The following is a 20,573-nucleotide window of genomic DNA, read 5'->3' on the forward strand; positions in this document are numbered from 1 at the left end:
CGCCCATCCTGCAGCACGTGCCCGCGGCCCGGCACGGCCGGTGCCGCGGACTCCCGCTCAGGAGGGTGGTGTCGGGTCGACCAGACCCTCGGGGAGCCGGCGGAACATCTCGGCAAGCTGCGGCAGGAAGTCGCGGAAGCCGCTGGTCTTGCGCCAGAACATGCCGATGTGGCGACGCGGGACGGGCTCGGCGAACCGCAGCAGCCGGATCTCCGGGGGCTGGGCGACCGGGGTGGTGACGGCCAGGCGCGGCAGCAGGGTCACCCCCACCCCGGCGATCACCATCTGCCGCAGGGTCTCGAGGCTCGTCGCCCGGAAGCCGTTGCGTTCGGCGGCTCCGGTCAGCCGGCACACCTCGAGGGCCTGGTCCCGCAGGCAGTGACCGTCCTCGAGCAGCAGCAGGCTCTCGTCCGCGATCACCGACACGGGGGCAGGTTCGGGTGTGCCGGCCAGCGGATGGGAGGCCGGGACGGCGAGCACGAAGTCCTCGGAGAACAGGTACTCCTGGTGCAGGTGGTCGTCGTCGATCGGCAGTGCGAGCACGCAGACGTCGAGGTCGCCGCGGCGGAGCCGTTCGAGCAGGTCCTCGGTCTTCTCCTCGATCAACAGCAGTTCGAGATCGGGAAACCTCGCCCGTACCGACGGCACGACGTGCGGGAGCAGGTACGGGGCGAGGGTCGGGAACAGGCCGATGCGGAGCGTGCCCGACTCCGGGTCGGAGAACTGCCGGGCGATCTCGCGGATGTTCGCGGTCTCGCTCAGAATGATCCGGGCCCGCTCCACGATCTGCGTGCCCGCGCCGGTCAGGGTGATCTGACGCGGGCTCCGCTCGACGAGTTCGACGCCGAGTTCCTGTTCGAGCTTGCGGATCTGGGTCGACAGCGTCGGCTGACTGACGAAGCAGGCCTCCGCCGCCCGGCCGAAGTGGCGATGGTGCGCCACCGCGGCCAGGTACTCGAGATCACGCAGGTTCACGACGGACGAACTACCGGACGGTCGCGGCGACCGAGTCCTCGGCCGGGGCGCTGGTGCGGATGAGGTGGTCGAACGCGCCGAGCGCCGCGGTCGCGCCGGCACCGGCGGCGATGACGATCTGCTTGTACGGCACCGTGGTGCAGTCACCGGCCGCGAACACACCCGGCACCGAGGTCTGGCCGCGGTCGTCGATCACGACCTCGCCGCGCGGCGACAGCTCGACCGTCCCGGCGAGCCACTCGGTGTTGGGCAGCAGACCGATCTGGACGAAGACGCCCTCGAGCTCGAGCGTGTGCGACGTCTCGGTGGCGCGGTCCTGATAGGTCAGTCCGGTGACCTTGGTGCCGTCGCCGAGGACCTCGGTGGTCAGTGCGCTGACGACGATGTCCACGTTCGGCAGGCTGCGCAGCTTGCGCTGCAGCACCTCGTCGGCGCGCAGCACCGAGTCGAATTCGATGAGCGTGACGTGCGCGACGACGCCGGCGAGGTCGATGGCGGCCTCCACACCGGAGTTGCCGCCGCCGATCACGGCGACGCGCTTGCCCTTGAACAGCGGTCCGTCGCAGTGCGGGCAGTAGGTCACGCCCTTGTTGCGGTACTCGGTCTCGCCGGGCACGTTCATCGAGCGCCACCGCGCGCCGGTGGACAGGATCACGGTACGGGCGAGGAGGGAGGCGCCGCTGTCCAGTTCGACCTCGACGAGGCCGCCCTCGGTGGTCGCCGGCACGAGCTTCGCGGCTCGCTGCAGGTTCATGACGTCGACGTCGTACTGACGGACGTGATTCTCGAGCGCGGCGCCGAGCTGGGGACCTTCGGTGTAGGGCACGGAGACGAAGTTCTCGATCGCCATCGTGTCGAGCACCTGGCCGCCGAAGCGCTCGGCAGCGAGTCCGGTGCGAATTCCCTTGCGGGCGGCGTAGATCGAGGCTGCGGCGCCGGCCGGTCCGCCGCCGACGACGAGTACGTCGAACGGGTCCTTCTCGGCGATCGCGGCGGCCGCGCGGTCTGCGGCGCCGGTGTCGAGCTTGCCGACGATCTGCTCGAGGCTCATGCGGCCCGAGTCGAACAGTTCCCCGTTGAGATACACCGTCGGTACGGCCATCACCTGGCGTCCGTCGACCTCGTCCTGGAACAGGGCGCCGTCGATGGCGACGTGCGTGATGCGCGGATTGAGCACGCACATCAGGTTCAGGGCCTGCACGACGTCCGGGCAGTTCTGGCAGGAGAGCGAGAAGTAGGTCTCGAAGTGCAGTTCGCCGTCCAGGTCGCGGACCTGCTGCTGCAGTTCCTCCGGCTCCTTCGACGGGTAACCGCCGACCTGGAGGAGAGCGAGTGCGAGGGAGGTGAACTCGTGACCGAGCGGGATGCCGGCGAAGCGGACCTCGATATCGGTGCCGACCCGGTGGATGGCGAACGAGGGGCGTCGTGCGTCGTCGTCGCGGCGCTCGTGGGTGATCTTGTCCGACATCGCCGCGATCTCGTCGAGAAGGGCGGCGAGTTCGGCGGACTTGGGTCCGTCGTCGAGGGAGGACACGAGCTCGATCGGCAGGGTCAGCCGCTCGAGGAGGGACTTCAGTTGGCCGGCGAGCGAGGCTTCGAGCATGGGTATCTACTCCATCGACGGGTGGGGAACGGTGATCGGAATTCGGCACGGCGCCGGGTGGCTCGGCGCTCCGGGAGCGCGGGGCCCGATGTGGGCCGGGCCCCGCGCCGCAGGAAGGTCGGATCCGGAGGTGTCAGATCTTGCCGACGAGGTCCAGCGACGGGGCGAGGGTCTCGGCGCCCTCTTCCCACTTGGCCGGGCAGACCTCGCCCGGGTGCGACCGGACGTACTGAGCGGCCTTGACCTTGCGGACGAGCTCGGCGGCGTTGCGGCCGATGCCCTCGGCGGTGACCTCCATGAACTGGACGATGCCGTCGGGGTCGACGAGGAAGGTGCCGCGGTCGGCCAGGCCCTCGTTCTCGCGCAGCACCTCGAAGTCGGTGCTGATTTGCAGGGTCGGGTCGCCGATCATGGCGTACTTGATCTTGCCGATGGTCTCGGAGGAGTCGTGCCACGCCTTGTGCGTGAAGTGGGTGTCGGTGGAGACCGAGAAGACCTCGACGCCGAGCTTCTGCAGCTCCTCGTAGTGGTCGGCAAGGTCACCGAGCTCCGTCGGGCAGACGAAGGTGAAGTCGGCCGGGTAGAAGAAGAAGATCGCCCACTTGCCCTTGATGTCCTCGTCGGAGACGGAGATGAAACCACCCTCCTGGTAGGCGGTCGCGGAGAAGGGCTTGATCTGCTTGTTGATCAGGGCCACGTTGAACCTCTGTTCGGTCGATAGGGATTCTGACCTTTCAAACACTAACGAGTTTCGATAGGCAGGGCCAATCGATCGACTGCATTCGATTGATAGTCTGCATCTATCGATCCGATCGGCGCGGCGAAACCCCAGTTGGGCGACCGAACCGCCGTCCAGGCGCAGGGGCACGCGCGTCGAGACGTGACCGATATCACGACTGCTGCGAGGCGGTGTCGGTGACGCGGAACACCGGGTAGCGCGAGGCCACGGCCGCGAGTTCCGCCCGGGTGGGTGCACCGGCCAGGCCGAAGTACATGTCCGCCTCCCGAGCGATCTTCCGGTGGCCGGGTTCCCGTCCGCCCCGCAGCAGGTAGGCGCGGAGGATGTCGGCGCGGCCGGGGACCGGTACCTCGACCAGGGTGACCGCCCGACGTCGGCGACCGCGGACCAGCAGTGCGCGCCCGGCGGCAGCCCGCACGTTGCGGGCCCACTGGGACTGGCCGGCCAGCGACAGCAGGTACTGCTCGCCGTCGTGGTCCAGCAGCAGCAGATTGGTCCGGCGCACGACACCGGAGCGACGGCCGGGGACCTCCAGCGTCACGACATTCCGCGGGCTGAGCCGCAGCCGGGTCAGTGCGTGGCCGAGCCACTGCAGCCGCGCGTACACCGGCGGTGGGGGCCGATACCGGCCCGCTCCGCCGTAACGGGGCGCGGCCACGGCGCTCCGGAGCCTGCGCAACCGACCGGTCCGGGGGCGGTCGAGTTGCCGGGCCAGGTGGTGCAGCGCCCCGGCCGTCCCGGTCGTCAGCGGCAGCCCGTGCCCGGGGGCGAGCATCTGCGGCTGCAGCGCCGCCAGGGCAGCGACGGACCGCACTGCCGCCGGCCGGCTCCAGGTGGTGTACCGGGGTGGCCCGGCCAGCCGCTGCCGGCCCGTCAGCACCCCGGTGACCGAGTTCAGGTCCACGGTCACGGTGGCGTCCCCGGTGATCAGCACGCCGTCGCTGCGCCGCAGGTAGGCCACGTGCCCAGGGGTGTGCCCGGGGGTGTGCACCCATTGCCAGTCCGGCAGCCCCGGCACCGCGCCGCCCGGCTCCAGCGGGCGCACGACGTCGGTGATGTCGCCTGCGTGCTCGATCCGTGCCCGAGTTCGCCGGGGCAGCAGTCGCATCAGTGGGGCCACCACCCACCGGTCCAGCGGCATCGTGAACTCCGGCAGGTAGCGGCCCGCCGCCATCGGCAGCTCGGCGGGGTGCACGTACACCGGCACCCGCCAGGTCCGGGCCAGCGCCCCGGCCGCCCCGCAGTGGTCCGGATGGATGTGGGTCAGCACGATCGCCGCCGGTTTCGTGCCCCGGCCGAACAACGACTCTGCTGCCGCGGTGACGATCTCGGCGCTGCCGGACCAGGCCGCGTCCACCAGCACCCACCTCGCTGCCGACCCGAGCAGGTAGACGTTGGGGGCGGCGGCAGTCCGCCCGGCCCGGAGGAGGTGGACGCCGGGGGCGATCCGGTGTGGTCCGGTGCGAGAGGTCATCGGGTACTCCTGCGGTGGTGATCGTCAGGCAGGCGGAGCCGGGTGGCGTGCTGCCACGCCGCGAGCCGGTCGCGAGCCCGGGCGGCCCGCAGTGCCAGGATCGCCCCGCCGAAGGGTGGGCGATCCGAACCCCTCTCCGGTTCTCTGTCCGGCAGCGCAGTGAACCGATCTCCGGTCAGTGTATTCAGCCCTGCTCGACTTCGATCCACGTCGTCCGGCGCATGCCTGCGACGCGGGGCCACGTTCCGCGTTGACCGCGCGCCTCCGGGAGGTTGTGCCGATGCCCGCTCCGCGCGACCATCGTTCGATGACCGGCCATGTCGAGGTCCGGGCGTACGCCGAGTTGAACGACTTCGTCGCGCCCGAGTCGCGGGGCGTCGCGGTGCGACGGCCGTTCCGGAGCCACCAGACGGTCAAGGACGTCGTCGAGGCGATGGGCATCCCGCACACGGAGATCGATCTGATCGTGGTCGACGGGGAGCCGGTGGACTTCGCGTACCGCCCGCGGCCGGGTGCCCGCATCGCGGTCTATCCGTTGTTCGAGGCGCTCGACATCGAACCGATCACCCGGCTGCGCCCGGTTCCGCTGCGGGAGCCCCGGTTCGTGGTCGACGTGAACCTGGGCCGGCTCGCACGCCTGCTCCGGCTGCTCGGGTTCGACGTGATCTGGACGTCGGACATGGACGACGCGGAACTGGCGCGGATCGGGAGTGCCCATCAGCGGATCCTGCTGACCCGCGACCGGGGACTGCTCGAGCGCCGGGAGATCACCCACGGGCTGTTCGTGCACGCCGACCGTCCGCTCGAACAGATCGTCGAGGTCGTGCGCCGGCTCGATCTCGGGGCACGGTTCGCTCCGTTCACCCGATGCCTGCGCTGCAACGGCAGGCTCGTCGCCGTGTCCAAGGAGGAGGTGCTCGATCAGCTCGAGCCGCTCACCCGCCGCTTCTACGACGAATTCTCCCGCTGCACGGACTGCGGTCGGATCTACTGGGCGGGCTCGCACCACCGGAATCTGGTCGCCCTCGTGCGGGAGATCGATGCGGAGCTCTGACGCGCTCAGACGCGCAGACCGACCTCGACGATCGCCTGGGCGACGGCGCGCACCGGCGCCTGACGGCGGCGCGCGTAGGAGCGGATCAGCTCGAATGCCGCAGCCGGGGTGACGCCGCGGGCCTGCGCGGTGATGCCCTTGGCCTGCTCGACGACGATGCGGGTGTCGAGCGCGGTCTGCAGCTGCGCCGAGAGTTGTTCCTGCTGGCGCATCTTGTCGGAGTTGACGATGTAGCCGGTGGCCATGTCGGCGAACACCTGCGCGGCGGCGAGCTCGTCGTCGGCCCATTCCCGGGGTTCGCGGCAGTAGAGGTCCAGGGCGCCGACCTTGACCTCGCCGAGTTGCATCGGGACACCGGCGACGGCGGCGATCCCGAGCCGCCGCGCCTCGGCGGCGAATTCCGGCCACAGGTCGTCGCGGCCGCGGACATCGGCGACGGCGATGGTCTCGCCGTGGGTGAAGGCGTGCGCGCACGGTCCGGCGTCGAATCGTTCCTGGCACCGCTCCATCGCGTCGACCTGTTCGCCGGCGGCGGTGACGAACCGGAGCCGGCCGTCGACGTGCAGAGTCACTCCCGCTCCTGTCAGTTCGAGCACGGAGGTCACCTTGCCCACGACTGCGTCGAGAGCGGCGTCGACCTCGTACGGGGTCAGCAGGCGCTGCGCGAACTTCGACAGCGCAGCGACGAACTCCTCGTGCCGGTAGGCCATCACCACCCCCTGGGCCGCGCGGACGTATCCCGATTCTTCCGTACTGCAAGTGTTCCCCGGAACGCCGAGATGATGCCGCGAAAGTCCGGATCCGGACCGCTCCACGGCCCCGGGTGGCGCCGAGCGGCCGGATCCCTAGGATTCGATCACGCGATCCGGGCGCCGCGGGCGCGAGCAAGGAGGCTGTGCGATGAACGAGGAAGCCGGCCCTCGGGACGTCCCCGACACCGAGGCGAGAGCCGAGTTCCGGTCCAGCTACCGCCACGGCTTCCTGCGGGTCGCGGCCTGCGCGACGCCGACGGCGATCGTCGACCCGGCGGCCAACGCGGCGACGGTGCTGCGGGCCGCACGGGTCTGCCACGACGACGGGGTCGGGCTCGCGGTGTTTCCCGAGCTGACGCTGACCGGGTACTCGATCGAGGACCTGTCGATGCAGGACACGGTGCTGGAGGCGGCCGAGCGGGCACTGGCGGAGGTCGTCGCCGGCTCGGCGGGCCTCCTGCCCGTCCTGCTGGTGGGGCTGCCGTTGCGGCCCCGGCACCGGATCTACAACGTGGTGGCGGTCGTGCACCGCGGGCGGATCCTGGGGGTCGCACCCAAGTCGTATCTGCCGACGTATCGGGAGTTCTACGAGCGCCGGCAGCTCGCACCGGGCGACGACGTGCGCGGCACGGTTCGCCTCGCCGGTCACGAGGTTCCGTTCGGTCCCGACCTGCTGTTCGAGGCCACGGATGTTCCCGGTCTGGTGCTGCACGTGGAGATCTGCGAGGACATGTGGGTGCCGATCCCACCCAGCGCGGAGGCCGCTCTGGCCGGCGCCACGGTGCTGGCGAACCTGTCGGGCAGTCCGATCACCGTCGGCCGCGCCGAGGACCGGCATCTGCTGGCTCGTTCGGCGTCGTCGCGGTGCCTGGCCGCCTACGTGTACTGCGCGGCGGGAGCGGGGGAGTCCACCACCGATTTGTCCTGGGACGGGCAGGCAATGGTGTACGAGAACGGGATGCTGCTCGCCGAGACCGAGCGGTTCCCGCGCGGCGAACAGCACGCGGTGGCCGACGTCGACCTCGAGCTGCTGCGCAACGAGCGCACCCGCATGGGCACCTTCGACGACAACCGGCGTCGTCACGCCGCCCGTCTCGACGCGTTCCGCCGCATCACGTTCACCCTCGCACCCCCGCTCACCGACATCGGCCTGCGACGCCGGGTCGAGCGCTACCCCTTCGTGCCCGCCGACCCGGCCCGCCTCGAGCACGACTGTTACGAGGCCTACAACATCCAGGTCGCGGGGCTCGAACAGCGCCTGCGTGCGCTGAGTGGTCCGACGGCGGGCGGGCCGAAGGTCGTCATCGGGGTGTCGGGCGGACTCGATTCCACCCACGCGCTCATCGTGGCGGTCAAGGCGATGGACCGGCTCGGCCGTCCGCGTGAGGACGTGCTCGCCTTCACCCTCCCGGGGTTCGCGACGAGCGACCGGACCCGGGAGAACGCCCGCCGGCTGTGCCGCGCGCTCGGGGTGACGCTCGAGGAAATCGACATCACCCGTGCCGCCCGCGTGATGCTCGAGGACCTGGGTCACCCGTTCGCGCGCGGGGAGCGGGTCTACGACATCACGTTCGAGAACATCCAGGCCGGGCTGCGCACCGACTACCTGTTCCGGGCCGCGAACCAGCGCGGTGGGCTGGTGCTCGGGACGGGGGACCTGTCGGAGATCGCACTGGGCTGGTCGACGTACGGCGTCGGGGACCAGATGTCGCACTACAACGTCAACGCCGGGGTGCCGAAGACGTTGATCCAGCATCTGATCCGCTGGGTCGTCTCGTCCGGGCAGTTCCACGCCGAGGTCGGCACCGTTCTCGAGGCCGTCCTGGGTACCGAGATCAGTCCCGAGCTGGTCCCGGTCGGGGAGGGGGAGACACCGCAGAGCACCCAGGCCGCGATCGGTCCGTACGACCTGCACGACTTCTTCCTGTTCCAGGTGCTGCGCTTCGGGTTCCGGCCGTCGAAGATCGCCTACCTGGCGTGGCAGGCCTGGCACGAGACCGGTGCCGGGGACTGGCCGGCCGGCCATCCCGAGCATGCCCGCCGCGCGTACGACCTGCCCGAGATCCGGCGGTGGCTGGGCGTGTTCGTCCAGCGGTTCTTCGCCTTCAGTCAGTTCAAGCGGTCCGCGATGCCGAACGGTCCGAAAGTGGCTGCCGGTGGCTCGCTCTCACCGCGCGGGGACTGGCGCGCGCCCTCGGATGCGTCCGCGCGCATCTGGCTCGACGAACTCGAGCGGGAGGTGCCGCGCGACCGGGACTGCTCAGGTGCCGAGGAGATCGGTCAGCGGTGAGTCGGCTCGCCGGCCGCGCAGCGCCGCCGAGACACCGTCGAGGATGTGCTCGAGGACGGCCCCCGACGTGGCGAAGTTGATGCGCACGAACGCTTCTGCCGAACGTCCGAAGGGTCGGCCGCCGTCGACCAGCACCCGGCCGAGGTCCCGGATCCGGCGGACCGGATCGTCGACGGCCAGAGCCGAGACATCGACCCAGCTGAGGTAGGTGCCCTCCGGCCGATGGTGGCGGGCTTCCGGCAGGTGCTCACGCAGGACCGTGTCGACCCGCCGGCGGTTGCGGTCGAGCACGCGGAGCAGGGCCTCCTGCCAGTCCTGGCCGTGTCGCCATGCGGCCAGGGTGCCGAGCACGGCAGGGGTCGAGACGGTGCCGTACAGGTCGGGCGGTTCTCGGTCCCGCACGGCAAGCAACTGCTTCGACCCGTAGTGCGCGACGGCACAGCGCAGGCCGGCGATGTTGAATGCCTTGCCGGCCGAGGTGAGGGTGATCGTCCGCGCCGCCGCGTCCGCACCGATCGACGCGAACGGGATGTGCCGGTGGGGCGCGTAGATCAGCTCCGCATGGATCTCGTCGCTGACGACGAGCAGGTCGAACTCGGCGGCAAGTTCGGCGATGCGGGTGAGTTCGGGACGGGTGTGGACCCGTCCCGTCGGGTTGTGCGGGTCGACCAGGACGAGCACTTTCGGGCGTTCGGCGACGAGCGAGGCCCGGAGCGCGTCGAAGTCGAGCCGCCACCCCTCCGGGGTGTCGACGAACGGGAATTCGACGGTCCTGCGGCCCATGGTCGCGATCGTGGCCAGGAAGGGCGGGTAGTTCGGGGTCTGGATGACGACACCGTCGCCGCGCTCGGTGTGCACATGCAGGATCAGCTGCAGCGCCTGGATGAGATCGGTCTGCTCCCGCACGTCGGCGGGGTCGATCGTCCATCCGTAGCGGGACTGCATCCGCCGGGCGAACTCCGCGCGCAGCGGGGTGCCGCCGGCCCAGTCGGGGTAGCCGAGCTCTCCCGACCGGGCCGCGTCGCACAGCGCGTCCCGGATCGCGGGGGCGATCGGGAAGTCCATGTCGGCGACCCAGGCCGGCAGGGCGCCCGCGCGGACGGCACGTGCCCACTTGACGCCGGTGCGACGGACGAGATCACCGATCTCGAGGTCGTCGAATCCGGGTTGCCGGGCTTCCGGCGCGGGTGACGCTCCGGTCAACGGGGATCCCCGGGTCGAGGTCGTCTCCGGTGCGGCGATCCGCATCCGGTCGGCGTCGTTCCTCGTCGGGTGGCCGAACGGTCCATGCAGTGAGTGTGCCCGCGGCGCGGATCGGGCGGAGGCGAACCCGAAATCCGACCCGGGGCCGATGCTCCGTCACCCTGCTGTGGGAGACGGCGACCCGGGTGCTTTCGAGTCGGCCGGTCGGTCAGTCACGGCGCAGTGTGCGGCCGTCGGGCAGGGTGCGGCCGCTCAGCAGTGCCACCAGGCGGCCGCTGTCGGTCCGCACCACCTCGCCGCTGCCCCAGCTCCAGTCGGCGTCGTCGGCTTCGAGCCGGACCTCGGTCAGGTCGACCCCAAACACTGCGCCGTTCGCGGCGGTGAGCTGGTCGAGGACGGCTACCACGGCCTCGGCCGGGGCAACCGTCGGCCGCTCGAGCGCGACCGTGACGTCGAGGGAGTGGATCACTGCATGGCTGAGCGCGCCGGCCGCGCCGCCGCCCGGCGGCTGCCACGCGTGCAGCAGCGGCGACCGGAGATGGGCCAGGTGTTCGGAGACCGGAAGGAACGCGTCGCGGGCGGCCACGGTGTCGGACAGCACGGTGAAGTCGCCGCCCGCCGCCGCCATCTCGGCTCCGAACTGTTCGGGTGTGAGCCGCGCCGGCATCGTTGCGTGCGCGACCACGTGGCGCACCTGCCATTTCTCGCAGAGCGAGGGCGCGTCCCAGGTCTCCGCGGGGACGGAGGCGAGCAGGTCGGCCAGGCCGTCGTAGGTCGGCGCGACCCCGGATTGCAGGTTCACAGCAGGTCCCTTTCACGCGGTGGGCAAGGTGATCCTCGAGCTCGCAACGCGAGACGAGGAAGCCGGCGCGGGGCTCGGACGAGCGCCTCGGCGGGCGCGTGTCATCGATATTCCGAACCTTCCGCAGTCGAAGCACCCGCGCCGGCGATGACGGTGATGCGAGAGTTGAGACTCCGCGGACGGGACGAACTCATCGGGGGACGGTGGAGCCGCGGCCACGGCTCCTGCCCGACTGTCGTGTACCGAGACGACCGGTGGGTATTCGACAGGGACGGATCGCCGGCCCCGGCGCGGCGCCCGACACCGACCACGGGAGGAAACGAACAGTGACCGACTTCGGCTACACCATGCTCTGCGAACAGTCCCGGCCCGACCACCTCGTCCGCGACGTGCAGATGGCGGAGCAGGCCGGCTTCGATTTCTCGGTGATCAGCGACCACTACAACCCGTGGCTGGAGGAACAGGGACATTCCGGATACGCGTGGTCCGTCCTCGGTGCCGCGGCGCAGGCCACCGAGCGGATCCCGCTCATGACCTACGTGACGTGCCCGATCCTGCGGTACCACCCGGCGGTGGTGGCGCAGAAGGCGGCGACGATGCAGATCCTGTCCGGGGGCCGCTTCCGCCTCGGACTGGGCGCGGGGGAGAACCTCAACGAGCACGTCGTCGGCAAGGGCTGGCCCGCCGTCGGCACCCGGCACGAGATGCTGGCCGAGGCCGTGGAGATCATCTCGGCCCTGTTCGACGGCGGGAACGTGAACTTCCGAGGCGACTACTTCGACGTCGAGTCCGCGCACCTGTACGACCTGCCCGAGGACCGGGTGCCGATCGGGATCGCCGTCTCCGGCGCGCGGTCGTGCTCCCTCGCCGGGGAGAAGGCCGACCTGATGGTCGCCACCGAACCCGAGCCGGACCTGACCCGGATGTTCGACGAGGCGGGGGGAGCGGGCAAACCGCGGGTCGGGCAGATCGCCGTCTCCTACGACACCGACCGCGACGCGGCTGTGCGACGGGCACACGAGCAGTTCCGCTGGTTCGGCCTCGGCTGGAAGGTCAACCCGGATCTGCCCGCGCCGTCCTCGTTCGCGGCCGCGACCCAGTTCGTGACGCCCGAACAGGTCGGGGCGCAACTTCCGTGCGGCGACGACATCGACGAGTACGTCGACAAAATCCGGCCGTTCGTCGAGGCGGGGTTCACCGAGGTCGCCCTCGTCCAGATCGGCGGTGACCGGCAGGAACCGTTCATCCGGTGGGCCGAACAGGAGTTGCTGCCGGCGCTGCGCAGTCTGCTGCCGGGCTCGTGAAACGCGGGAGCCGCGCGCCGCGATGGTCTCGGTAGAAGTCAGTTCTCACTGACGCCGCAGGCCTCGTCAGCGGTGTGCTCCGGCAGGCGCAAACCGACGGTCGTCCGGCGTCGAAGGGTGTCGAGATGTACGTCGAACCGCGCGTGGCCGGACTGCGTCAGTGGCGCACCGAGCGTCTCGAGGATTTCGTGGCCGAGCTCGAACGCACGACCGACCCTGCCCTGCCGTGTTCCGCCCGCGACGTCGCGCGTACCGAGCTGGCGTCGCGCCGGGAGGGCGGAACGGTGGACTGGGTGTGCCGGGTCAGGACCCGGCCCGGGTCCGGCGGTCGTTCCTCGCTGCTGACCCTGGCGCTGCCCATCAGGCTGTCGGAACCGGAGGTGCGCCACGCGGCCCTGGCCCGTGCCCGCGAACTGTTCGGGTCCGACGTCGTCGTCGACAGCGTGCAGTTCGGCAACTGAGGAAGTTCGCCGGAACGGTCAGGGACCGAGCCGCACCGCCGAGATCACGCCGGAGACGGTGGCGGCGGCACCGACCGCGACGAAGCCGGTGACCATCGTGGCGACGGCCCCCGCGGAGACGACCGTACCGAGCACGGTGCCCAACCGCGGACGCAGGCCGGGCGCCGGGCGGGCCGGGGCGGGGTCGTCGAGGCGTACCGGGTGGCGCACCGCCGCGGGCGGCAGAGCGAAGTGGGGGTCGGGTCGGTGGGCGAAGTTCTCGGACATCAGTGTCTCCCCGTCCGTCGTTGACACTTTGTGCCTCCAGTGTCGCGGCGCCGGGTCTCCGGCAGATGGCCGCATTTTGAACTCTGGGTTTCGTAGAGTCGGCCTGCCCGCGCCCGGACGCCGGCCACCGCCCCCTGCGCGGTGACCGGCCCCGCCGGTCCGCATCCCCACTCGACGTTCCGGCGCGTTCCCCTCCGGGGAGGGGCCGGCGGCGACGGCTCCGGCTGCACGAGAGTGCGGCCTGTCCGACAGCCTCCATCGGGTGGAACGCATCGGAGCTTGCCGCGGTGCCGGAGCGAGCGTCGCGAACGGGGTGAAAGCAGGGGTGAATTTCGAGCACGCGGCGCGGACGGCGCCCGGCCGCCGTTCCGAGGACCCGCGCATTCGGGACCGACCCTGCGATACGTGCCGGCCGTCGACATGCATAATGACCGCAGCGTTGCTGACGCCCATGCAGGGAAAGTCCGGTCCGAGTCCGGCGCTGACCCGCAACGGTAGACCGTCCACCCGACGGTGAGCCCGATCGCCTGCATGGACGTGCGCGACTCCGGTATTTCGTCGTGGTCTACGAGATGGAGTCCAGCAGGGTAGTCGGTGACCTCTGTCCGGGGCCGCTGCCGTGCCGGAGTCTGCCCCGTGCCACCTGAGCAGAGCACGAGGTCCCATGCCCGTCGACTTCCGCCGTCCCGCCACCGCGGTTCTCGCCGTCCTCGCCGTCGCCACCGCGGCCGGTTGTTCGCGCGGCGCCGACATCGGCGCCGGCCCGTCCGCGGCAGCCTTCGCCGAACCGGTCTCGATCACCAATTGCGGACGCACCGCCACCTACGACGCGCCCCCGCAGCGGATCGTGTCGATGAACGACCACGTCACCGAAACCCTGATCCAGATGGGCGTGGGGGACCGCATCGTCGGTATGGGCTACGGCGAGAAGGACGACCCGCTCCCGGAGACGGCCGAGCAGTTCCGGGCGATCCCGTCGCTGGCCGCCGAGTACCCGACATACGAGCAGATCCGCGACCTCGAACCGGACCTGGTCGTCGGCGGGATGCGCAGCGCATTCGACGACAAGACCGGTCGGGGGCGGGACGCGCTCGAGCAGGCGGGGATCCACACGTTCCTGTTCTCCGAGTACTGCGGTGCCGGCTTCTCCGATATCGCCCTGCTGGAGAACGACTTCGCCCAGCTCGGCGCTCTTCTCGGTGTCGAGGAGCAGGCCGCGGATCTGACCCGGTCGATCACCGCGGAACTCGACGCGGTACGTGCCCGGCTGGCGCAGGCTGCCGTCGCACCCGTGCGCACCTTCTTCTACGACTCCGGCGAGGCCGAACCGCTCTCGGTCGGTGGCGTGGGCATCGGCAACCTCATCGCCGGCTACGCCGGCGCCGACAACATCACCGCCGAAGGCCCGAAGCCGTACTTCACCACCGGCTGGGAGATCGTCGGTGAGCGCGCACCCGAGGCGATCGTCGTTCTGGACTACGGTGCGACCAGCGCGCAGGACAAGATCGCCTATCTGAAGAACCAGCCGATCGTGGCCACCACACCCGCCGTGCGCAACGACCGATTCGTCGTCGTGCCGCTCGACGACTTCTTCGAAAGTTCGCGCATGGTCGATTCGGTCGAGACGATCGCCCGCGGACTGCACCCGGCCGCATTCCCGGACGCGCCGTGACCGCCGCCGGCACCCTGACCGGCCCGTCGTCGCCGCACGCCCCGGCCACGACGGTCCGGGCAGGCGAGGGGGGCGCGCACCATCGTTCGCTGTGGCTGATCCTGCCGCCGCTGCTCGCCGCGCTCGTGCTGGCGCTGGCGGGCGCCGTATCGCTGGGCACGGTGAACATCCCCTTCGGCGACGTGTGGGCGATCGTCGCGCACCGCCTCGCCCCGGGAGCCTTCATGCCGTGGTGGACCGCGGCGCGGGAAGCGATCGTCGTCGACTCCCGCCTGCCCCGAGCGCTGACGGCGGCCGTCGTCGGTGCCGCGCTCGCGATCGCCGGGGTGGTGGCGCAGGCGGTGACCCGCAATCCGCTGGCCGACCCCTATCTGCTGGGCGTGTCCTCCGGCGCCGGGTTCGGGGTGGTGCTGGTGACGGTCCTGGGTGTCGGCGGCGGCGCCCTCGGAGCCTTCACCCTGCCGTTCGCGGCCTTCCTGGGAGCCCTGGTCCCGCTCGCCGGCGCGATCGCGGTCAGTGTGCGCGCCCACGCCGTCACCGCGATCGTCCTCGTCGGCGTGGCGATGTCGATGGTGTTCTCCGCGGCGACCACCTTCACCCTGCTGGTCCTCGGTGACGACCACCAGCTCGGCACCGTGATGCGCTGGCTGGCAGGAGGATTCGGGGATGCGACCTGGTCCGTGCTGGCCGTGCCCGCGCTGGTCCTGCTCGTCGTCGGCGGCGGCGTCCTGCTGTGCGGCCGGCAGCTGAACCTGCTGCTCGTCGGCGACGACGGGGCGACCGCGCTGGGAATGGACGTGCGGCGGTTCCGCATCCTGATCCTGCTCGCGGTCTCGCTGCTCACCGCCGCGGCAGTGGCGGTCTCGGGGACCGTCGGTTTCATCGGACTGCTGATCCCGCACGTCGCCGGTCACCTCGTCGGCCGCAACAGCGTCCGGTCGATACCCGTGGCGGCGGTGGCCGGGGCGCTCGCGCTGGTCCTGGCCGACGTCGTCGCCCGCTCGGTCAGCAGCTCGACCGAACTGCCGGTGGGGGTCGTCACCGGACTGCTCGGGGCACCGGCCTTCCTCGTCATGCTGTGGCGCAGCTACGGGCGGGAGTGGTGACCTGCCTGCGCGCCACCGGGGTCCGTGCCCGGCTGGGCGAACGCATCGTTCTCGACGGGGTGGACCTCGACGTGGCGGCGGGCCGGGTACTCGCCCTCGTCGGACCCAACGGCAGCGGCAAGACGACCCTGCTGCGCGCCTGTTACCGCGCGGTGCCGGTCGGGGCCGGCACGATCACCGTCGACGACCGGGACGTCACCGACGTCACGCGCCGCTCCCTCGCCCGCCTCGTCGGGGTCGGCGTCCAGGAACCGGTCGCGCTCGGCGGGACGACCGTCCGCGAATCGGTGCAGCTCGGGCGCACCGCCCGCCGCGGCTGGCTCGAACCGTTCGGCGACGACGACCGGGCGGTGGTCGAGGACGTGCTCGGCCGGCTCGGGCTGCTGCACCTCGCCGACCGCGACGTGCTCGCCCTGTCCGGGGGAGAGCGTCAGCGTGTCTCCATCGCCCGGGCCCTGGCCCAGCAGCCCCGGGTGCTGCTGCTCGACGAGCCGACCAATCACCTGGACCTGCGTCACCAGCTGACCGTGCTGGAGTTGCTGCGCGGCCTCGCCGCGGACGGGCTCGCCGTCCTGGTGACGCTGCACGACCTGCGGCTGGCGACCGAGTACTGCGACCGGATGGCGGTGCTGAACCACGGGTCGGTGGTCGCCGAGGGAACTCCGGAGGACGTCCTGCAACCCGCGCTGCTGGCGGAGGTCTTCGGCGTCCGCGGCCGGGTCGGTGTGGACGGCGACGGCCGGCGCACCCTCGACGTCCGGGGGCCGGTCGATGCCTGACCGCCACTCCGGTGCCGTGGCGCGTGCCTATGCCGCGGCCCGGTCCCTGCTCGGCGACTTCGCGCACACCGTCGACCTCGGGCCCGTCGTCCTTCCGGGCAGGCTCTCGACCGATCCGCAGTGGCTGGCCGAACGGGTCCGCGACACCGGACGCAGATGGGACTGCCCCGACCCCCGGGTCGCCGGCACGCTCTGGTGGTACTCGGCGAGTTCGACACTCGTGGCCGGACCCGTCGCGATGCTCCTGGCCACCGGCTGCGCCCCCGACCCGGACCCGGCCCGGTGGCGCTGCACGCTGCGACCGGACGGCTACCTCGGCGCGGTACGGTCCTCACACCTGCTGACCGGGGCCGAGGCCTTCGCGCGTGCTCTCGGGCCGGCGCTGTCGGCGATCGTCGTACCGCTCGCGGGGGTGTCGGGTGCCTCGGAGCGGGCGCTGTGGGCCGTCGCGTCCGACTCGATCGCCAACCGCGCCCTCGACGCCGGGCGTGCCGCCCACCGCACCGAGGACGGATGCGCTCTTGCCGCCGTGCTGTCCGTACCGCCCCTGCTCCCACCGCGTTTCGTCGACGTCGGACCGGGCGGGAGCGGGACGGCGGCGCCGGGATCGCCGGAATCGGGACGGCGCTTCGTGCGCCGCAGCTCCTGCTGTCTGATCTACCGCGCGACCGGCAGCGACAAGTGCACGAGCTGTCCGCGCCGGGCACCGGCCGACCGCGACGCGGCGTTGCGGCGGTACGTCGCCGCACGGACGTGACGCGGATCAGGCCGCCGCGAGCGCGATCAGCGCGATCGCCGGTGGCGTGCACTGCGCCGCGGCACCCCCGAGCCCGGCGCCGCGGGGCCGGCTCATGGCCAGGCGGTCCGAGACGAACAGGGCGATCCCGGCGAGCAGCATGAACGAACACGTGTAGAGCACGAGCGCGCGTCCGACCGTGTCCTCGCCCGCCCGCCACAGGGCCACCCCCATCAGCGCCCCGGCGCCGAGGAACAGGTTGTAGAAGCCGACGTTGAACGCCCACATCCGCACCGCCGCGACGTCGCCGGAGGGAATGCGGAACAGGTCCTCGTGGATCGACGGCCGCCGGAACAGCAGCGTCTCCCACACGAACGCGAGCAGATGCACTGCCGCGGCGAGGGACGCGGCGAGCTGGGCGAGGGTGATCACGGCGCACCCGCCTCCGTTGCGAGCGCGACCCCGTACCGGTCGGCGACCGCTCGGAGCGCGCGGGCGGACTCGCCCGGCGACTGCGGCGACGCGAGGCCCTCGAGCGCGCCGAAGAAGCCGCTCATCGACGTCCCGGCCGCGATCAGCAGGAAGGTCGCGGTGCCGGTCAGGACGGTGAAGGAGTTCATCGTTCCCGCCGCCACGGTGATCGTGTCCCCGCCCGCGAGTTCGTGCACCTCCGTGCCGGCGCGGACCAGGATCCGGCCGGTGAGAACGTGATACGACTTGGCCCACGGTTCGGCGTGCAGCGGTGGCGGCTCGGTGCGCGGCGCCTCGACGAGGAAGAGTTCGTACGCTCCGCCGGCGTGTGCGCCGGTGGACAGGGCCGTGACGGTGGCGTCGGGCAGGGTGAGACGACGGCCCTCGCCCATCCTGCAGAGTTCGGTGTTCTCGGTCATGCCTGTCACGTTAGGAACCGCCCGGCCGGTGGCCCATCCCCGGAAACGGGGATGGGTGGTAGCCCGCCACCGGCGCATACTGGGATCATGCTCGAGATCCGGGCGGAGAAGGTGGGCCGGGAGGTGGTGGCGCTCGCCGCCGCCGGCGCCGACGTGACCCAGGTGCACGAGCGTGCCATCGAACTCGTGGGCCGAACGGTGCGCAGCGACCTGACGTGCTGGGCGATGATCGATCCCCGGTCCCTGACGATCGGCTCCATGACCAGCGGCCCCGACCGGATTCCGCCGGAGTACGAGCCGCTGCTCGCCGAGAGCGAGTACCGCGGGCACGATCCCGGCACCTTCGCCGAGTTGTTCCGCACCGGCCGCACGGCGACCCGGGGATCGGATCTGCCCTCGGACGAGGTGGCCCACTGTCTTCGCCACGCCGAGGTGTGGCGTCCGCTCGGAGTGGAGAACGAACTGCGCGTGATCTTCCGGAGTGGTGAATTGTGCTGGGGAGCAGCAGGATTCGTTCGATCCGGGGTGGACTTCACCGATGCCGAGGTCGAGTTCCTCACGCAGGTGGCGCCGGCGGTGGCGGTCGCGACCCGCGCCGCCGTGTGCGCCACCGCCCCCTCGGGCCGGGGCGACCCGGGTCCGGCGGTGGTCCTGACCGGGGCCGGAGGCGAGCCCCTCGCGCTCACGGCAGCCGCCCGCGACTGGGAGGAACGATTCGACGAGATCGCACCGGGACGGCTGGCCGTCATGGTGCGCGCCGCCGCGTTCGGGGCGCGTGCGAGCGGTTCGGGTGTGTTCCGAACGCGGATCCGCGACACCACCGGCGGCTGGATCCTGCTGCGGGCCACCGCGCTGCTCGGGGGTGACGAACCGCAGACCGTGGTCACGCTCGAGCCCGCGGCCGGTGGCGAACTCGCCGAGTTGCTGCTCGCCGCCTACGCCCTCACGGCCCGGGAACGGGACGTGTGCCTCGAGGCGATGGCCGGGTACTCGACCGCCGAGATCGCGGCCCGTCGCGGCATCACCCCGAACACCGTCCACGATCACCTCAAGGCGATCTACACGAAGACCGGCGTGCGCAGCCGGGCCGAACTCACCGCCCTCCTGCGGTCCGGACGGGACCTGCGCCGAGCCGCCGTCGCCGCGCCGGAGTGAGCACACCGGTCGAGCGCATCTGCCAAGATCAGGTATGCCCCTGACCCGGCGGATACTGCCCGTGCTGTGCGCCCTCGGGCTCCTGGTCGCCTGCACGGCCACGGACGACGCGGCACCCGGCCCGCCCGGATCGGCGGACAACGCGGCCGCGTCGGCGACCTCCTCGTCGGCCGACCCCGCGCAGGCCGAGGCCGTGGACCGGATCGTGCGCGACACCATGGCGGAGTCGCATCTGAAGGCGGCGATCGTGCGCGTCACCGTCGACGGCAGGGAGATCCTCACCCGCGCCTACGGCGAATCCACCACCGGCGTGCCGGCGACGACCGACATGCACTTCCGCAACGGCGCCGTGGCCATCTCCTACGTCGCCACGCTGCTGCTGCAACTCGTCGACGAGGGGACGGTCCGCCTCGACGACACGGTCTCGACGTGGCTGCCCGACATCCCGCATTCGGACCGGGTCACCCTCGGCCAGCTCGCCCAGATGACCTCCGGCTACGCCGACTACGTGCAGAATCCCGAACTGTCGGACGCGATCTACCGGGACCCGTTCCGGAACTGGACACCCGAGGAACTTCTCGCCTTCGGCACGTCCCAGCCCCTCTTCTACGAGCCCGGCACCAACTGGAACTACGCGCACACCAACTACGTGATCCTCGGCATGGCCCTCGAACGGATCACCGGCCGGCCGGTGGCGGAACTGCTGCAGGAGAAGGTGCTCGACCCGCTCGGACTGGACGGCACGACGCCGTCGCAGACGCCGGCGATCCCGGAACCGGTGCTGCATGCGTTCAGCTCGGAACGCCGGCAGGCGCTCGGGATCCCCGTCGCGACCCCCTTCTACGAGGAATCCACGTTCTGGAATCCCTCCTGGACGATCACCCACGGGGCCGTCCAGACCACCGACATCCACGACCTGCACGACACCGCGGTCGCCGTCGGCACCGGCGCGCTGCTCTCACCGGAGTCGTACCGGGCGATGGTGTCGACCGACCTGCGCGGCCGCACCACCGCGCTTCCCGGTTGTCCCACGTGCTTCCCGCAGTCCGAGGGCTACACCTACGGACTCGGGGTGGTGATCACCGGCAACTGGCTGATGCAGAACCCGCTGTTCGGTGGGTACGCCGCGGTCGAGGCATACCTGCCGTCGCAGAAGATCGCCGTCGCCGTCGCCGTCACCTACGCGCCGGCGGCGTTCGACGACGCCGGCGCGTACTCGAACGAGGCCGACACGCTCTTCCGGCGGATCGGTGCGCAGCTCGCCCCGGACGACGCGCCCCCGTCGCGGCCCGCCCGGTGACATTCCCGCCC

General features: G+C 71.2%; 20 protein-coding genes and 1 riboswitch. Of the genes, 10 read left to right on the plus strand and 10 right to left on the minus strand.

Going from position 1 to position 20,573, the window contains the following annotated elements:
• Positions 1 to 57: 57 nt before the first annotated feature.
• From QNA09_RS02975 to QNA09_RS02990, 4 genes are all read right to left on the minus strand, one after another.
• Positions 58 to 975, minus strand: a complete 918-nt coding sequence (locus QNA09_RS02975; protein WP_017680611.1) for a LysR substrate-binding domain-containing protein — start codon at positions 973 to 975, stop codon at positions 58 to 60.
• A gap of 10 nt (positions 976 to 985) precedes the next feature.
• A complete protein-coding gene (gene ahpF, locus QNA09_RS02980) occupies positions 986 to 2,578 on the minus strand; it encodes an alkyl hydroperoxide reductase subunit F (RefSeq protein ID WP_017680612.1) in 1,593 nt (530 codons plus the stop codon).
• Positions 2,579 to 2,711: 133 nt separating this feature from the next.
• The gene (ahpC, locus tag QNA09_RS02985) at positions 2,712 to 3,275 is read right to left on the minus strand and encodes an alkyl hydroperoxide reductase subunit C (protein ID WP_003936729.1); all 564 of its coding nucleotides are present in this window, start codon (positions 3,273 to 3,275) and stop codon (positions 2,712 to 2,714) included.
• A gap of 193 nt (positions 3,276 to 3,468) precedes the next feature.
• Positions 3,469 to 4,791 carry a nitroreductase/quinone reductase family protein gene (locus tag QNA09_RS02990; RefSeq protein WP_017680613.1) on the minus strand — a complete coding sequence of 441 codons (1,323 nt, stop codon included), beginning with the start codon at positions 4,789 to 4,791 and terminating at the stop codon, positions 3,469 to 3,471.
• A gap of 307 nt (positions 4,792 to 5,098) precedes the next feature.
• On the opposite strand from QNA09_RS02990, the gene QNA09_RS02995 reads away from it, so the two are divergent.
• Positions 5,099 to 5,845, plus strand: coding sequence for a Mut7-C RNAse domain-containing protein (locus QNA09_RS02995; protein ID WP_026137725.1), 747 nt, complete (start codon positions 5,099 to 5,101; stop codon positions 5,843 to 5,845).
• A 5-nt stretch (positions 5,846 to 5,850) separates the two neighbouring features.
• Here the strand turns inward: QNA09_RS02995 and QNA09_RS03000 are convergent, their stop codons facing one another.
• A complete protein-coding gene (locus QNA09_RS03000; RefSeq protein ID WP_225222235.1) occupies positions 5,851 to 6,555 on the minus strand; it encodes a GAF and ANTAR domain-containing protein in 705 nt (234 codons plus the stop codon).
• Between the two features lie 190 nt (positions 6,556 to 6,745).
• Here QNA09_RS03000 and QNA09_RS03005 point away from each other — a divergent pair, with 190 nt between their 5' ends.
• A complete protein-coding gene (locus tag QNA09_RS03005) occupies positions 6,746 to 8,887 on the plus strand; it encodes an NAD(+) synthase (RefSeq protein WP_010593801.1) in 2,142 nt (713 codons plus the stop codon).
• Here QNA09_RS03005 and QNA09_RS03010 read toward each other — a convergent pair.
• Entirely contained in the window at positions 8,858 to 10,135 is a 1,278-nt protein-coding gene (locus QNA09_RS03010; RefSeq protein ID WP_017680616.1) for a MalY/PatB family protein, read from the minus strand. The genes QNA09_RS03005 and QNA09_RS03010 overlap by 30 nt on opposite strands.
• A gap of 163 nt (positions 10,136 to 10,298) precedes the next feature.
• Entirely contained in the window at positions 10,299 to 10,892 is a 594-nt protein-coding gene (locus QNA09_RS03015; protein WP_010593803.1) for a maleylpyruvate isomerase family mycothiol-dependent enzyme, read from the minus strand.
• 326 nt (positions 10,893 to 11,218) lie between these two features.
• On the opposite strand from QNA09_RS03015, the gene QNA09_RS03020 reads away from it, so the two are divergent.
• Positions 11,219 to 12,196, plus strand: coding sequence for an LLM class F420-dependent oxidoreductase (locus QNA09_RS03020; protein ID WP_017680617.1), 978 nt, complete (start codon positions 11,219 to 11,221; stop codon positions 12,194 to 12,196).
• 125 nt (positions 12,197 to 12,321) lie between these two features.
• Complete coding sequence (locus QNA09_RS03025) at positions 12,322 to 12,657, plus strand: hypothetical protein (RefSeq protein WP_225222236.1); 336 nt, start codon at positions 12,322 to 12,324, stop codon at positions 12,655 to 12,657.
• A gap of 18 nt (positions 12,658 to 12,675) precedes the next feature.
• Here the strand turns inward: QNA09_RS03025 and QNA09_RS03030 are convergent, their stop codons facing one another.
• Positions 12,676 to 12,924: a hypothetical protein gene (locus tag QNA09_RS03030; RefSeq protein ID WP_017680618.1), complete on the minus strand. Its 249-nt coding sequence runs from the start codon at positions 12,922 to 12,924 to the stop codon at positions 12,676 to 12,678.
• Between the two features lie 426 nt (positions 12,925 to 13,350).
• Positions 13,351 to 13,470, plus strand: a riboswitch (cobalamin riboswitch).
• A 118-nt stretch (positions 13,471 to 13,588) separates the two neighbouring features.
• On the opposite strand from QNA09_RS03030, the gene QNA09_RS03035 reads away from it, so the two are divergent.
• From QNA09_RS03035 to QNA09_RS03050, 4 genes are read left to right on the plus strand one after another with little or no spacing between them, the layout of a single operon-like run.
• Positions 13,589 to 14,596 (plus strand): ABC transporter substrate-binding protein, encoded by a 1,008-nt coding sequence (locus QNA09_RS03035; protein ID WP_017680619.1) that lies wholly within the window; start codon positions 13,589 to 13,591, stop codon positions 14,594 to 14,596.
• The gene (locus QNA09_RS03040; protein WP_017680620.1) at positions 14,593 to 15,702 is read left to right on the plus strand and encodes an iron ABC transporter permease; all 1,110 of its coding nucleotides are present in this window, start codon (positions 14,593 to 14,595) and stop codon (positions 15,700 to 15,702) included. Before QNA09_RS03035 ends, QNA09_RS03040 begins: the two co-directional genes overlap by 4 nt.
• The gene (locus QNA09_RS03045; RefSeq protein ID WP_026137726.1) at positions 15,699 to 16,481 is read left to right on the plus strand and encodes an ABC transporter ATP-binding protein; all 783 of its coding nucleotides are present in this window, start codon (positions 15,699 to 15,701) and stop codon (positions 16,479 to 16,481) included. Before QNA09_RS03040 ends, QNA09_RS03045 begins: the two co-directional genes overlap by 4 nt.
• On the plus strand, positions 16,474 to 17,238 hold the full coding sequence (locus tag QNA09_RS03050) for a (2Fe-2S)-binding protein (protein ID WP_244213226.1): 765 nt from the start codon (positions 16,474 to 16,476) through the stop codon (positions 17,236 to 17,238). The genes QNA09_RS03045 and QNA09_RS03050 overlap by 8 nt, the downstream gene beginning before the upstream one ends.
• A 6-nt stretch (positions 17,239 to 17,244) precedes the next feature.
• Here QNA09_RS03050 and QNA09_RS03055 read toward each other — a convergent pair whose 3' ends face one another.
• Positions 17,245 to 17,649: a DUF1304 domain-containing protein gene (locus tag QNA09_RS03055; RefSeq protein WP_017680623.1), complete on the minus strand. Its 405-nt coding sequence runs from the start codon at positions 17,647 to 17,649 to the stop codon at positions 17,245 to 17,247.
• Positions 17,646 to 18,107: a hypothetical protein gene (locus QNA09_RS03060; protein ID WP_017680624.1), complete on the minus strand. Its 462-nt coding sequence runs from the start codon at positions 18,105 to 18,107 to the stop codon at positions 17,646 to 17,648. Before QNA09_RS03060 ends, QNA09_RS03055 begins: the two co-directional genes overlap by 4 nt.
• A gap of 87 nt (positions 18,108 to 18,194) precedes the next feature.
• Between QNA09_RS03060 and QNA09_RS03065 the strand changes: the two genes are divergently transcribed.
• Both QNA09_RS03065 and QNA09_RS03070 read left to right on the plus strand, forming a co-directional pair.
• Entirely contained in the window at positions 18,195 to 19,262 is a 1,068-nt protein-coding gene (locus QNA09_RS03065) for a LuxR C-terminal-related transcriptional regulator (protein WP_017680625.1), read from the plus strand.
• Between the two features lie 34 nt (positions 19,263 to 19,296).
• Positions 19,297 to 20,562 carry a serine hydrolase gene (locus QNA09_RS03070; RefSeq protein ID WP_017680626.1) on the plus strand — a complete coding sequence of 422 codons (1,266 nt, stop codon included), beginning with the start codon at positions 19,297 to 19,299 and terminating at the stop codon, positions 20,560 to 20,562.
• The last annotated feature ends 11 nt before the right edge of the window (positions 20,563 to 20,573 follow it).

It is taken from the genome of Rhodococcus sp. AH-ZY2 (genome assembly GCF_030916465.1).
Lineage (GTDB): Bacteria > Actinomycetota > Actinomycetes > Mycobacteriales > Mycobacteriaceae > Rhodococcus > Rhodococcus ruber.

Excerpts from the sequence above, each read along its gene's own strand:
- QNA09_RS03050 (WP_244213226.1), top strand. The coding sequence starts at position 16,474 with ATGCCTGACCGCCACTCCGGTGCCGTGGCGCGTGCCTATGCCGCGGCC.
- QNA09_RS02995 (WP_026137725.1), top strand. The coding sequence starts at position 5,099 with ATGACCGGCCATGTCGAGGTCCGGGCGTACGCCGAGTTGAACGACTTC.
- QNA09_RS03070 (WP_017680626.1), top strand. The coding sequence starts at position 19,297 with ATGCCCCTGACCCGGCGGATACTGCCCGTGCTGTGCGCCCTCGGGCTC.
- QNA09_RS03060 (WP_017680624.1), bottom strand. The coding sequence starts at position 18,107 with ATGACCGAGAACACCGAACTCTGCAGGATGGGCGAGGGCCGTCGTCTC.
- QNA09_RS03005 (WP_010593801.1), top strand. The coding sequence starts at position 6,746 with ATGAACGAGGAAGCCGGCCCTCGGGACGTCCCCGACACCGAGGCGAGA.
- QNA09_RS03065 (WP_017680625.1), top strand. The coding sequence starts at position 18,195 with ATGCTCGAGATCCGGGCGGAGAAGGTGGGCCGGGAGGTGGTGGCGCTC.
- QNA09_RS03010 (WP_017680616.1), bottom strand. The coding sequence starts at position 10,135 with ATGCGGATCGCCGCACCGGAGACGACCTCGACCCGGGGATCCCCGTTG.
- ahpF (WP_017680612.1), bottom strand. The coding sequence starts at position 2,578 with ATGCTCGAAGCCTCGCTCGCCGGCCAACTGAAGTCCCTCCTCGAGCGG.
- QNA09_RS02990 (WP_017680613.1), bottom strand. The coding sequence starts at position 4,791 with ATGACCTCTCGCACCGGACCACACCGGATCGCCCCCGGCGTCCACCTC.
- QNA09_RS03025 (WP_225222236.1), top strand. The coding sequence starts at position 12,322 with ATGTACGTCGAACCGCGCGTGGCCGGACTGCGTCAGTGGCGCACCGAG.
- QNA09_RS03000 (WP_225222235.1), bottom strand. The coding sequence starts at position 6,555 with ATGGCCTACCGGCACGAGGAGTTCGTCGCTGCGCTGTCGAAGTTCGCG.
- QNA09_RS03030 (WP_017680618.1), bottom strand. The coding sequence starts at position 12,924 with ATGTCCGAGAACTTCGCCCACCGACCCGACCCCCACTTCGCTCTGCCG.
- QNA09_RS03035 (WP_017680619.1), top strand. The coding sequence starts at position 13,589 with ATGCCCGTCGACTTCCGCCGTCCCGCCACCGCGGTTCTCGCCGTCCTC.